8 protein-coding genes and 2 tRNA genes are annotated in these 11,961 nt (G+C 39.8%); 6 read left to right on the top strand and 4 right to left on the bottom strand.

Translation table 11 applies throughout. From position 1 onward, the window contains the following. Nucleotides 1-11: 11 nt before the first annotated feature. A complete protein-coding gene (locus ACOVQQ_RS08955) occupies nt 12-2,570 on the bottom strand; it encodes an AsmA-like C-terminal region-containing protein (protein ID WP_421817900.1) in 2,559 nt (852 codons plus the stop codon). 72 nt (nt 2,571-2,642) lie between these two features. Next, nucleotides 2,643-4,406: a signal peptide peptidase SppA gene (gene sppA, locus ACOVQQ_RS08950; RefSeq protein WP_421817899.1), complete on the bottom strand. Its 1,764-nt coding sequence runs from the start codon at nt 4,404-4,406 to the stop codon at nt 2,643-2,645. Nucleotides 4,407-4,521: 115 nt separating this feature from the next. On the opposite strand from sppA, the gene folK reads away from it, so the two are divergent. Continuing rightward, entirely contained in the window at nt 4,522-5,652 is a 1,131-nt protein-coding gene (folK, locus tag ACOVQQ_RS08945; RefSeq protein WP_421817898.1) for a 2-amino-4-hydroxy-6-hydroxymethyldihydropteridine diphosphokinase, read from the top strand. Between the two features lie 72 nt (nt 5,653-5,724). Here the strand turns inward: folK and ACOVQQ_RS08940 are convergent, their stop codons facing one another. Both ACOVQQ_RS08940 and ACOVQQ_RS08935 read right to left on the bottom strand, forming a co-directional pair. Continuing rightward, on the bottom strand, nt 5,725-6,264 hold the full coding sequence (locus ACOVQQ_RS08940; RefSeq protein WP_421817897.1) for an RNA methyltransferase: 540 nt from the start codon (nt 6,262-6,264) through the stop codon (nt 5,725-5,727). Between the two features lie 115 nt (nt 6,265-6,379). Continuing rightward, entirely contained in the window at nt 6,380-6,892 is a 513-nt protein-coding gene (locus ACOVQQ_RS08935; protein WP_421817896.1) for a DUF1573 domain-containing protein, read from the bottom strand. Nucleotides 6,893-7,085: 193 nt separating this feature from the next. On the opposite strand from ACOVQQ_RS08935, the gene mutS reads away from it, so the two are divergent. The 5 genes from mutS to ACOVQQ_RS08910 all read left to right on the top strand — a co-directional run bounded on the left by mutS (nt 7,086) and on the right by ACOVQQ_RS08910 (nt 11,648). Further along, the gene (mutS, locus tag ACOVQQ_RS08930; protein ID WP_421817966.1) at nt 7,086-9,656 is read left to right on the top strand and encodes a DNA mismatch repair protein MutS; all 2,571 of its coding nucleotides are present in this window, start codon (nt 7,086-7,088) and stop codon (nt 9,654-9,656) included. A 133-nt stretch (nt 9,657-9,789) separates the two neighbouring features. Beyond that, a tRNA-Gly gene (locus ACOVQQ_RS08925) sits at nt 9,790-9,862 on the top strand. A 13-nt stretch (nt 9,863-9,875) separates the two neighbouring features. Continuing rightward, nucleotides 9,876-9,961: transfer RNA gene (locus ACOVQQ_RS08920), tRNA-Leu, on the top strand. Nucleotides 9,962-10,235: 274 nt separating this feature from the next. Beyond that, complete coding sequence (locus tag ACOVQQ_RS08915) at nt 10,236-10,703, top strand: T9SS type A sorting domain-containing protein (RefSeq protein WP_421817895.1); 468 nt, start codon at nt 10,236-10,238, stop codon at nt 10,701-10,703. Nucleotides 10,704-10,715: 12 nt separating this feature from the next. Further along, the gene (locus tag ACOVQQ_RS08910) at nt 10,716-11,648 is read left to right on the top strand and encodes a DUF1566 domain-containing protein (protein WP_421817894.1); all 933 of its coding nucleotides are present in this window, start codon (nt 10,716-10,718) and stop codon (nt 11,646-11,648) included. Nucleotides 11,649-11,961 lie beyond the last annotated feature (313 nt).

Here is an 11,961-nt window from a genome sequence, read left to right as displayed (position 1 = left end):
CTTTCAACAACTTACTCCTTTTTCTTCTTGTTCAACAAACCGTTCAACAAATTTTTGGCTTTAGTCTTTGTCGAATTGGTCTTCGTAGTGTCTTTCTTACTGCCGGAAATCAAATTGTCTAAGGCTGTTGTACCTTTATCGATAAGCTTATCCTTTTGCTTTTTCACCAATTGATTCGTCAAGTTCGTAACGGCAGCTTTCATGTCGGTGCTTACCTTTGGTTTGCTAAAAGATCCTGTAAGAACGGCATTTATCGGTACGTTGTCCAACTTGGCCATGTCGGCAGGTGTAATTTTAGCTGCGAGTTTGTTCAATTCCGAACCAAAATACTTAGCCGGAACATTCAATTTCAGGTCGTAGTTCATTACCTGATCAAAACCATGCGAACCGCCAATAACCGCCGAAATATCTTGGTATTTCAAGTTGAATGGCTTAATATTTACCTTTCCGTTGGCAAACGATAAATTGGCTTTTACATCGTTGAGGTTAATTTTCGATACATCGATAAACTTCAACGAACTCGATAAACTATTTAAAAAGCCGGCATTCTTTTCATTAATAGTCGTCGACAAAAACTGCCCGAATAAATCGCCCGTAATCGTCGATAAAACCGGAGTCATTTCTTGTGCGTCTAATGCTCCTTTTAAATCAATCGTGGTATTGATTTTGCCGTTTACAGCACCCGCAATCGGCGCTAAATTCTTCATCATTTCTAATTGCGTAAACGTTTGGTTGATGTCTACTTGATTCATTTTCAAAGCCATATCAAATACCGGCTGTTTCGTTTTGGTAGAAACCGAACCGTTAGCACCAATCGATCCACCAAAAACATTGGTTTTGAAGTCTTTAATCTGAATTTTCTCGTCTTTAATAATTGCAGTAGCCGAATTATTACGCAAGGTTAAATTGTCGTAATACAACGTATTGATTTTTGCCGCAATACTACAATCTAAAAATGCGGGAATTTTTAATTCCGATTTTGGCGCCGAAGCAGTTGTTGTGGCTGGTGTTGCCGACATAAAGTCGCTGGTGGATAACGAATTAGAGAAAAGTGTGAAATTTCCTTTCAAGTTCTTATTCGCGAAAGCGTAGCCGTAAAAATCCTGAATCACACCACTGGCACGCAAATCGGTTTTTCCGGTCGTTAGTTCCAAATTCTCTAATTTAATTTGCGACGGATTAAAAGCTAAACTGCTGTTTTTAATGTAATATTTCTTTTTGTCTTCGGTCGTGTAGGTAAAACCGCTCAACGAAGCCGTACCACTGCTTTTTACCTTTTCATACTGTGCGTTTTGTACCGAAGCTACATCAAAAGCAGCTTGTAAATCGGCAGTAAGTATTCCACTCAGCGGCGTATCTAATTTCACCGGATACGCTTTTGCAAAATTGCTTAAGTTGATTTTCCCTTTCACGGCAGCGTCTACCAACTGGTTTCCAGTTAAATTTTTCACTGTCGCTTTCGCGGAAAAAACATCCTGATCGATCTGAAAATTAAACTGATTTATCGCCAAATACGTGTCGGCGGTATTGCCGCTATCGTTCTGAATTTTGGCATCAATAGAAATATTTTGTACCGATTTAGGCATCGACGCGTATTTGAAGGAAGCGCCATCGGTTTTCATTTCTACAGCGAATTTCGGAATTTCGGTTTCGCTTAAAACGCCCTTCGCAAATCCTTTTAGTACTAGCTTTCCTGTGGTCGAAACATCTTTTAAATTGCCTGAATATTTCTCAGGAATTAACGCGAGGAAGTTTACAAAATCGGATGTTAAGGTGCTGAAAGTAAGATCGTAAATCTGTTGATTTTCTTTCATCGCCAACGATCCGTCGAAGTTCAATTCCAATTGGTTAATCTTAGCTTTATTTTCTTTGAATTGATACAAACTGTTTTTCAAATCCAAACCTAATACCGCATCAAGTCCGAAAGCCACATTGTTTAAATAGGTGTCTTTGTTCATTCCAGCGGTAATTTTTGCCGAAGTTTTGGTCTCTAAATCCAATTTTTCAGAGGCAAAGTCGCCAATTCCCGAATGATTTAAGCTATCTATTTTCGCGAAAACGCCCGAACGTTCGTCGGTGTAAGTGATTTTATAATTTTTGATTTCGTAATTATCTATTGATAAATTCAGCGGCTTGCTTTCTTTGTCATCTTTTTCACTTTCGTCTTTTAAAGCAATATCAAAATTAGAAATACCGTCTTTGTTATAACGAATGTTAACTACGCCGTTTTCTGTTGCAAAAGACTGAATAACAATCGGTTCGTTTTCTGATTTGAACAATTCGGAAATCGACATCTTCAAAGAAATTTCACCGATAGAGACCAGCGTATCGCCTTGAAACGGCGCTTTATTGATGATTTTAAAATCGGTTAGGCGTACCGATGCATTCGGAAAATTCCGCAACAGCGATAAATCGACATCACTAAAATTCACATCCGCAGCAACCGATTCGTTTATCGATTTTTTTACTTTTTCAATGATTTGGTCTTTAAAAAGTATCGGTGCACTAAAAAGCAAGATGATTAAAATCAGTAGCGTTATACCCGTAATTTTCAGAATTTTCTTCAGCATAAAATTTCTTTTAAATGTCAATTATAGCGCAAAGGCGTTTGTCGCGGTTTTATTTTTGTTAGGAATTCAAAGTTAATTGAACTTCACCTCATAAGGTAAACGCAACTGAATACCTTTTTGTTTTGTAAGCTTGCGGTAGTTTTGGTAAACTTGATATTCTTGCTCACCCAATTCGCTTCTAAGCAAATCTTCTTTAGCTTTAGCTACACCAAATGCGCCCAACATGTCTTCGATCGTTTTATCGAATTCGGGATAATTTCGAACCTTATATTCATTGATTTTCGCCAGTTTCGCAGCTTCTTTTAACGCTAAGGGCATACCGCCAAGCGCATCAACTAGGCCGTTTTCTTTAGCTTGAACGCCCGACCAAACACGTCCTTGCCCAATGGCATCTACGGCTGTTTTACTCATTTTCCGACCGTCGGCAACACGTGTGATAAACGTATCGTACACAAATTCAATTTGTTTTTGGTAATAACTGCGCATTTGTGCATTCATCGGTGTGAAAACGCTGTAACTCGCCGATTGCGCGTGCGTACTTACTTGTTCAGCATCAATTCCCGCTTTGTCTGCTAAATTGCTCATGTTAGGTAGCAGACCAAAAACGCCAATAGAACCTGTAATGGTGTTGGGTTCGGCTATGATTTTATTGGCACCACAGGCAATGTAATATCCACCGCTGGCCGCATAGTTGCCCATAGAAACCACTACTGGTTTTACTTTCTTAGTGAGCGCAATTTCACGCCAAATAAGTTCCGAAGTTGTAGCATCGCCGCCCGGACTATCCACTCGCAAAACAACCGCTTTTACGTTTTCGTCTTCTCGTGCTTCGCGCAATGCTCTGCGTAAGGCACCATCGCCAATTTGGTTTACATCGCCTTCACCAGGTAAAATATCACCTTGGGCGTAAACTACCGCGATCACATCGTCACTGTCAACTGATTTTGGTGTGTTCGTTACTGAGAACGCATAATCGGCAAGCGATACCTTATTGATTTCTTCGTCTTTTTGTACGTCGAGTTTCTTTTTGAGCATATCGGTGTATTGATCTTCGTATATAAGTTGATCTACCAATTTGTTACGGAGCGCGTCAGTAGCAAAAGTACCACCTAAACTGTCGGCAATTCGATTTAAATCTGTGTTTGTAATTTTACGCGATTGTGTTATTTCAGTTGCCATGGTTCCCCAAATCGATTGCAACATTTCGGTCAATTGTTCTCGGTTGGCCTCGCTCATTTTGTTGTCGAGAAAAGGTTCCACAGCACTTTTGTATTTTCCGTGGCGAATAACCTCAAAGTTAAAACCGCTTTTTTCTTGAAAATCTTTAAAGAACAGCACTTCTGTGGAAAGTCCGCGTAAGTCGACAGAACCGACCGGATTCAAATAAACGGTCTGAGCAGCCGAACTTAAGTAGTAATCTTTTTGGTCGTAGTTGGTGCTGTATGCGTACACAAATTTTCCGGATTTGCGGAATTCTACCAATGCATCTCGCAAGGCTTTTGTTTGCGCCATACCTAGTGCCGATTTAGTATTTAACAGCGAAATACCCGCAATTTTGTCATCGTCGGCAGCTGCTGCAATCGCTTCTAAAGCCTCGCTTACGCCTACGCGATTTTTCCCAGCAAATAGAGTTACCAACGGGTCGGAGTATTTTCCCACATAATCAGTAGAAAAATCCGATAAATCAATTTCGAGAACACTATTTTCTTCAACGCTGACAACACCTTCATCGGAGCTTCCAAAGACGGCACCGATCACTAAAAAGCTAAAGAAAAGTAGCAAGAAGAAGGCAAATATGCCCACTATGCTAGCTAAAACGTTACTTAAAAATTTCATTAATACTATGTTTTTCCTATTAGATGATTTTTTGCTGGCGCTGTTACAATTTTACGGCAAATTAGCTCAAATTGTCCAACGGGTTTTATGTAATTTCGCCATCTGTTATTAAATCATGATTCACACCGCATATATTGGGATTGGTAGTAATGAAGGCGATAGTTTCGAAATTATCGAACAGGCTGTCCGCGAAATTCACGAACAAATAGGTTCGGTAGTGGGTATTTCACCTATTTATATGTCGGCTGCCGTCGGATTTTCTGGCCCCGAATTTCTCAATGCAGTAATCAAAGTCCATACGTTTTACGAGCCTTTGCAAATACTCCGTTGTTTACTTTCGCTAGAAGCAGAATATGGAAGAGTGCGCGACGCATCGGGAGGATATCGTTCGAGAACACTCGATTTAGACGTCTTACTTTTTAACGACCAGCATATAAATGTACCGGAGCTTATAGTTCCGCATCCGCGCATGCACGAACGCCTTTTTGTTTTGCTTCCTTTGTCGGATGTTTACGATGCCCAACAAATTCCAGGAATTAACGAAAGCATCAATCAGCTTATTTCGAAGTGTCGCGAACAGCAAATCCATAAAACAGCAAAGCAAATTCATCTTCCCGTTCAAAAATTAGTGAAAGAGCATTTGCGCTATTTGGTTGTGGAAGGAAATATTGGTGCAGGGAAAAGTTCGTTGTCTGCTCGTTTGGCGGCCGATTACAACGGCAAGCAAGTATTGGAGCGTTTTGCCGATAATCCGTTTCTTCCTAAATTTTATGACGATCCGCAGCGGTATGCGTTTCCCTTGGAAATGTCTTTTTTGGCAGATCGTTACAGGCAGTTGATGGAAGATTTGCTGCAAGTTGATTTGTTTTCAGATTTTATCGTAGCGGATTACTACATTTTGAAGTCGGTTATTTTTGCCAACGTGAATCTAAATGAAGACGAATTTCGATTGTACAAAACCTTGTTCGACATTATGTACAAGGAAATTCCAAAACCCGATTTGTACGTTTATTTGTATCGCAGCACCGAAAGTTTGCTTCAAAATATTAAGAAACGCGGTCGCGAGTACGAGCAAAATATAGAAGCGTCGTATTTAGAGAAGATCAATGCAGGTTACGTGGCTTTTTTGAAATCGGAATCGCAAATGCGTGTACTGGTGATCGATGTGAGCGAATTAGATTTTGTTGAAAATCAGCGCGACTATCTTCAGATTGTCGATCAAATAGCCGACGCCATTGCCCAATAAATTATTCTTACAGCGGCTAAATCCCAAATTTCAACTGATCCAACAAAGATAACTTTGTAAAAATTACATTGTTTAGTTGGAAAATGCGTTTAATTTTCGAGCTAATTCCCAAAGTACAATTCCTGCGGATACCGAGATGTTTAACGAATGTTTGCTTCCGAGCTGCGGAATTTCAATAACGCCGTCGCAAGAATCAATCACTTCCTGCTCGACGCCAAAAACTTCATTTCCAAAAATTAGTGCGGTAAGTTCTTTTGGGTTCGGATTTACATGATGAAGGAAAGCAGCTTGCTCGGTTTGCTCTACGGCAAAAATAGTGGCATTTCTTTTTTTTAATTCTGCGACAGCTTCAAGTGTAGTTTCAAAATACGACCAATTCACGGTCTCAGTAGCGCCGAGTGCCGTTTTATGAATTTCCTTGTTTGGAGGCGTTGCTGTAATTCCGCAAAGAAATATTTCGGAAACTAGAAATGCGTCGGAACTACGGAAAATGGAACCGATGTTATTTAAACTTCGCACTTGATCTAAGACAACAATGATAGGAAGTTTAGCTGCATTTTTAAAGCCTTCAACATCTTTTCGATTGAGTTCGTGATTCTCGAGTTTGCGCATAATTTTCAAAGGATATAGTTGTTTTTGCGAAGCAGTACTTGAAAAACGTTGCTGCTTCAATAACAAAGAAAAGCCACCCGATTAAAGGTGGCTTGAAGTATAAAAATAAGATGAATTAGCTTTTAGTTGGAGCCGGTGCTGGTGGTGCTGGGTTTGGATCGTTAACCACACCTTTAATAGTAAGCGTTTTGTTAGCCTCCGGTAAATTAGTAGTTAAAGTAACTGTTTTTTGGAAAGCACCAACGCGATTCGTATCGTATTTAACTCCGATTACTGCCTTTTGACCAGGCATGATTGGGTCTTTAGGAAAGGTTGGAACTGTACAACCGCAAGAACCTTTTGCATCAGAAATAATCAAAGGCTCAGTACCATTGTTGGTAAGAACAAACTCTCTTTTTCCATCGGCATTTCTGTCAATAGTACCGTAGTCAATCACTTCAGTTTCGAAAACCATACCCGGACCACTAGTTTTTGTAAGTACGCTAGTTGGTTTAGAAGCAGCACTTACTGGCTTAGCTACAGTTTTAACTTCTGATTTAGCTTTCGGAGCTACTTTTTTACTCGATTCTTGTGCATGCCCAGCAAATGCAAAGCAGGCAAGAGCTAATACTACTATACTTTTTTTCATTTCTTTTAATTTTAAAAATTAATTTCTTGGTCAAATTTATAAATTATACCTTTATACCTTCGTTGTGAAGACAGAATTTTTGTTAAATCGGCCGGGATTAACAATTCATTTAATGATTGTTAACAAGCCTTTCAAATCCTAAACCTTTTTTCGATTGAGTTCAAAAACTAAAGACATCAAAGAAACACCTTTGATGAAGCAATACAATGAAATTAAGCGAAAGTATCCCGATGCTTGTTTGCTTTTCCGCGTAGGCGATTTCTATGAAACTTTTGGCGAAGATGCAATTCGCGCTTCTAAAATTTTGGGAATCATACTTACTAAACGAGGAAACGGAAGCGAAAGCGAAACGGCATTGGCGGGCTTCCCGCACCATTCGTTAAACACCTACTTGCCTAAGCTCGTGAAAGCAGGCTTGCGCGTGGCTATTTGCGATCAGTTGGAAGATCCAAAACTCACTAAAACCATTGTTAAGCGCGGCGTTACCGAACTAGTTACGCCGGGTGTTTCGCTTAACGATGAAGTGCTGCAAGCGCAGTCTAATAATTTTTTGGCCGCATTGCATTTCGGTAAACAGCGAATAGGTGTGAGTTTTCTCGATGTTTCTACAGGCGAATTTCTCGTTTCGCAAGGCGATCAAGAATACATCGATAAGCTGATGCAGAATTTTGCGCCCAGCGAAGTATTGGTAAACAAACCCGATAAAGCGGCATTTCGCGCACAATTTGGAGAGTCGTTCCACAGTTTTTTCTTAGAAGATTGGATTTTTAAAGACGATTTTGCCTTTGAAAAATTAACCCAGCATTTTCAAACCATTACCTTGAAAGGTTTTGGAATCGAAGATCTTAACGAAGGTATTGTTGCCGCAGGAGCCATTTTGCACTATCTAAGCGAAACCCAACACAACAAGCTTCAACATATTAATGCCATACAACGCATCTCGGAGTCGGCTTATGTTTGGATGGATAAATTTACCATTCGCAACCTCGAATTGTACCATTCTTACAATCCCAATGCTGTAACTTTACTGGATGTAATTGATAAAACGCTCTCGCCAATGGGAAGTCGCTTGCTAAAGCGTTGGTTGGCGCTTCCGCTGAAAGATTTAGCAGCAATCACACAACGTCACGATGTTGTGGAGTTGCTCACCAAGAACACAGCGCTTTTACAAGAATTTCAAACACAAATCCGCCAAATATCCGATCTCGAACGCCTCATTTCAAAATTGGCAACCGGACGCGTTAGTCCACGTGAATTAATGCAACTCAAGCATTCACTGGATGCAATCGTTCCTATTAAAGAATTGGCTGAAAAGAGCGGACATGAAGCTTTGCGAATCATTGGCGATAGCTTAAATAGTTGCGACGTACTGCGCGAGAAAATTGCAAAAACACTCAATCCCGACGCTCCCGTTGCACTAAACAAAGGGAATGTTATTGCCTCAGGTATTGATGTAACACTCGACGAACTGCGCCAAATTTCAGGCAGTGGCAAGCAATACTTACAAGGCATTGAACAACGCGAATCGGAAGCAACCGGAATCAGTTCGTTGAAAATTTCATTTAATAATGTGTTTGGCTACTACATCGAAGTGCGCAACACGCATAAAGATAAGGTGCCCGAATCGTGGATAAGAAAGCAAACCCTAGTTAATGCCGAGCGCTACATTACCGAAGAACTCAAAGAATACGAAACTAAAATTTTAGGCGCCGAAGAACGCATCTCTAAAATTGAAGCCCAACTTTTTGAAGACCTTATTAAATGGGTGAGTACCTACATCAAACCCGTACAATTGAATGCGAGTTTGGTTGCAAAACTCGACTGCCTGTGCTCGTTTGCGTTATTGGCGATTGAAAACAATTACAGCCGACCCGAAATTGATGAATCGTTCCGACTAGAAATTACCGGCGGAAGGCATCCCGTTATTGAAAAACAATTGCCACCAGGAACACCCTATATTTCAAACGATTTATCTCTAGACAGCGAGACGCAACAAATCATGATGATTACCGGTCCGAATATGTCGGGTAAATCGGCAATATTGCGTCAAACGGCTTTAATCGTGTTGTTGGCACAAATGGGTTCGTTTGTACCCGCCGATCAAGTAAAAATGGGCTTGTGTGATAAAATCTTCACGCGAGTTGGCGCTAGCGATAACATATCGGTTGGCGAATCGACTTTTATGGTGGAAATGAACGAAACCGCATCGATATTGAATAATCTGTCGGATCGCAGTTTAATTTTATTAGATGAAATTGGCCGGGGTACCAGCACCTACGACGGTATTTCGATTGCTTGGGCTATTGCCGAATTCATTCACGAACATCCGTTTGCACCGAAAACCTTGTTTGCTACGCATTATCACGAGTTGAATGAAATGTCGGAACGTTTCAAACGCATCAAAAATTACAATGTTGCGGTTAAAGAATTACCAGATTCGGTACTGTTTATGCGAAAGTTGGTAGCCGGAGGCAGTGCACACAGCTTTGGTATTCACGTGGCTAAAATGGCTGGTATGCCACAAACGGTCGTGCAAAAAGCAAAAAAGATTCTAACAAAGCTCGAACGCGAACACGGTGGTAATTTATCGGATAACATCCGAAAAATGGAAAACGACATGCAATTGAGTATCTTCCAAATGGACGACCCAATATTGGAAGAGATACGCGAGGAATTGCAAGCCATACAAATCGATACGTTTACACCAATCGAAGCCTTAATGAAGCTTAACGAGTTAAAGCGTTTGGTGTCGAAAACAAATTGAATTGAGCTAAGCTATTTTTAGTCAGTCTTTTAGCGGTCGGCTGCAATTTTTTTGTATTTTGTGCTTGCAAATAACACAGAAAGGTGTAAATTTGCCCTCGCATTACAAAAGTAGCGCAGTTCTTCAATTTCATGCGAAAATAGCTCAGTTGGTAGAGCGCGACCTTGCCAAGGTCGAGGTCGCGGGTTCGAGCCCCGTTTTTCGCTCAACCACCTATACGCTCGGATGGTGAAATTGGTAGACACGCTGGACTTAAAATCCAGTGAACAGCAATGTTCGTGCGGGTTCAAGTCCCGCTCTGAGTACAACAAAAACCCGTAAGTAATTGAAATACAATTATTTTCGGGTTTTTTATTTTTGACTTGCCAAACATTTGCCAAACAATATTAAAAATGCTCTGTTTTATCCTTTTTTAGGTAGCTCGATTTGTCCGATTTAGGCAATAAGTAAAACAGAATTTTTTAATACTTTCCAATTAGTTATATTTGAGTGTTCAATGCTCTCAATGACTACGATCAGTAAATTTTGATTTCTTAAAAATTAGTTGGGTGGCTTTTTAAACTAAATCTACAATATAACATGAAAAAAGCACTATTCATTTTCTTGATTACCCTTACAAGTTACTCTCAGTCTATCTCTAAACAAGTGATTGGTAGCTCGGGCAGTACTTCATCCAATTCTTACTTAAAATTAAATTATACTGTTGGCCAACCCGTTGTTGGTCTTATGACCGCTGGCGGCAGTCAATTGGGTAATGGTTATTATCAAGCAATGGATTTACAAGCTCTAAGTGTTGAAGATAGCATGCTTTATGCGCGACTCAAAGTATATCCCAACCCAACCGCACAATATCTGTCTTTGTCACATCCAGAAATGAATTCATTTGGAATTACTATTGTTGACTTGAATGGAAAACAATTATATAAAGGCGTCATCAATAAGGAGGAAGCGCTGGATGTATCCAATTATACCAAAGGAATTTACCTTGTAACGGTTGAAAATGCAGCAACAAAAAAAAATAACACATATAAAATCATTAAAAAATAGACCTAAAATAAAATGAAAAAACTACTTACTCTAATTGCATTTGTAATCACAATCTCAACATTTGCCCAAGCTCCGCAAGGCTTCAACTATCAAGCCACTGTCAGAAACAATACAGGGGAGTTAATAGTTAACCAAAACGTGTTGTTTAAGTTCAATATTATGTTTAATTCACAAACCAGTTTACCTATATATTCTGAAACTCATCAAGCCCCTACAGATGATTTAGGGCAAGTAAATCTTGTAATTGGCACAGGAACAGCTACGTTAGGCACCTTCACAAGTATCAACTGGGGAGCAGGCAACTACTTTTTAGGTATTGAATTAAATACAGGTTCTGGTTATGTTAGTATGGGAACAACGCAGTTGTTAAGTGTGCCGTATGCTTTGTACGCCAATATTGCGGGAAGCACAATTGAAAATAATGCTGGCTTTACACATTATATAGGAGAACTTTTTGGAGGTGGTATCGTAGTTTCTGTTTGGAAAGATGCACAAGGTGTTGAAAGAGGTTTAATTGCATCTTTAACGGATTTAACAGATTTAAATACAGGAATACCGTGGACAACCCCACAATTTCAAAACACAGCAATCGGAACAACAGCTGAAAGTCTACGAGATGGACGCGGTAATACTAATGCAATTGTTGCACAAACAGGTACGGGGACAAGTTATGCTGCTGGCTTATGTGAAGCATATAATGCTGGCGGTTTTAATGATTGGTATTTGCCAGCAATACGTGAATTAGCGCAATGTTACAACAATGTTCAGATCGTAAATGAAGTTTTGGGAGACATTAATGGCTTTCAGTTCTTACCGTATTGGAGCTCTTCTGAGCGATCTAACTCATTCGAGACTGCAGCCTTATTTCAAGATTTTAGCAGTGGCGAAGTGGGCGCTCATCCTAAGCAAGTTGGCTTAGTGGTTCGAGCCTTCAGGAGATTTTAACTTTTTAGATTCCCTTGAGGAAGCAGTTTTTTCGACAAATAGCATTCATTTATGATTTACCCGTTTAGCATGACACAAATATTCTAATCTTCTGTATTTCCCAATGAATTAAAGATTTTTGTCGGAATTATAAAAATATGCCTTAGGTCAGGATTCAAAGCATGATGCTAAGGTGCTGATGTAAAAGATTTATAGAGTTAACAAAAGCCGCGTCAAAAAAAATTATAGAAGCGCTTTTAAATGTTTACAGCGTTATTAGTTCAATGTTCAAATGTTCAAAAAATGGCAACTATCAGTTTTCGCATTAGAAGTA

This window comes from Flavobacterium sp. (assembly GCF_049240005.1).
In the GTDB taxonomy this organism is placed as follows: domain Bacteria; phylum Bacteroidota; class Bacteroidia; order Flavobacteriales; family Flavobacteriaceae; genus Flavobacterium.
Note: the sequence above shows the minus strand (reverse complement) of the source record. Positions and strands in the feature narration are given on the sequence as shown.

Coding starts and splice junctions, on each gene's coding strand:
- ACOVQQ_RS08940 (WP_421817897.1), bottom strand. CDS start 6,264: ATGCGCAAACTCGAGAATCACGAACTCAATCGAAAAGATGTTGAAGGC.
- ACOVQQ_RS08935 (WP_421817896.1), bottom strand. CDS start 6,892: ATGAAAAAAAGTATAGTAGTATTAGCTCTTGCCTGCTTTGCATTTGCT.
- ACOVQQ_RS08910 (WP_421817894.1), top strand. CDS start 10,716: ATGAAAAAACTACTTACTCTAATTGCATTTGTAATCACAATCTCAACA.
- ACOVQQ_RS08915 (WP_421817895.1), top strand. CDS start 10,236: ATGAAAAAAGCACTATTCATTTTCTTGATTACCCTTACAAGTTACTCT.
- mutS (WP_421817966.1), top strand. CDS start 7,086: ATGAAGCAATACAATGAAATTAAGCGAAAGTATCCCGATGCTTGTTTG.
- ACOVQQ_RS08955 (WP_421817900.1), bottom strand. CDS start 2,570: ATGCTGAAGAAAATTCTGAAAATTACGGGTATAACGCTACTGATTTTA.
- sppA (WP_421817899.1), bottom strand. CDS start 4,406: ATGAAATTTTTAAGTAACGTTTTAGCTAGCATAGTGGGCATATTTGCC.
- folK (WP_421817898.1), top strand. CDS start 4,522: ATGATTCACACCGCATATATTGGGATTGGTAGTAATGAAGGCGATAGT.